At 44.9% G+C, this 517-nt stretch carries 1 protein-coding gene; it reads left to right on the forward strand.

The genetic code is table 11. The features are described from left to right. Window positions 1–89: 89 nt before the first annotated feature. Window positions 90–517: hypothetical protein (locus JK635_RS08295; RefSeq protein ID WP_202653493.1), on the forward strand; the 428-nt coding region annotated here is incomplete at its 3' end.

The following is a 517-nucleotide window of genomic DNA, read 5'->3' on the forward strand; positions in this document are numbered from 1 at the left end:
CGTCATTTCTCCTCCTTGACCACAGTTTGGCACAAGCAAAACAAGTGCTGATCCACTGTGTCACAACATCCATTCTTAACGAGGTCACCTTGAATAGTGCGAACTTATCCAAGTCGTATGAATCTTCCCGATTTCCGTCTCAATCAACGAACAGCAGTTCCGTCGTCCATGAACAGGGGCGGCGGAAAAACGGACGAAAAAAGCAAACCGCGCCCCAGGATAGTAACGATTTACATCTGTACCTTAATATCAATAACCCTAGTCATTGTGCTTTTTTGGACGGAGAAATTCCAGAGGATGATGTCGAGCGGCATCAACTTATTCGGCAATTAATATGGTATGAAAAATTTGACGTATTGAACTGGATGGATGAGAAAGGTGCGATCACAGGGTGTGTCGGTCTTGATAACAGCAAAGTTTGGGAAGGGTTTATGCGTTTTCTAAAGGAAACGCGTAATGTGGTAGCACTTGACTTGAGTGGAAATGGCATAGGAAGGGGAGAGGATTATGCTGTGCC

Origin of the sequence: Neobacillus paridis (genome assembly GCF_016765675.1) — a bacterium.
Classification (GTDB): domain Bacteria; phylum Bacillota; class Bacilli; order Bacillales; family Cytobacillaceae; genus Neobacillus; species Neobacillus paridis.